Below are 220 nucleotides of genomic sequence, written 5' to 3'. Positions count from 1 at the left end.
AGGCCATGAAAGTGTAATCTATCAACCTGGTCGTTATCATTTAATGGTGTTAGAGCCACAAGAGCCACTAAAAGTAGGGCAAGAACGTAAACTCACTCTATATTATAGAGATGGCAACCGCCATTTCACTAATGCGCAGGTGGACTCGCTAGATTCGCAATCGAAGCAATCTAAGTCAACAACACCACCTTCCCACAATTAGGAGTATGTATGTCTCTCC

At 43.2% G+C, this 220-nt stretch carries 1 pseudogene; it reads left to right on the top strand.

Annotated features, from left to right (window positions below):
* Positions 1-202 (top strand): annotated as a pseudogene (locus CWB66_RS22040) (copper chaperone PCu(A)C); the annotation flags it as partial.
* Between the last annotated feature and the right edge of the window lie 18 nt (positions 203-220).

Source organism: Pseudoalteromonas sp. S558 (assembly GCF_005886635.1).
GTDB lineage: Bacteria > Pseudomonadota > Gammaproteobacteria > Enterobacterales > Alteromonadaceae > Pseudoalteromonas > Pseudoalteromonas aliena.
The sequence above is the reverse complement of the archived record's forward strand: the minus strand, read 5'-3'. Positions and strand labels throughout refer to the sequence as shown.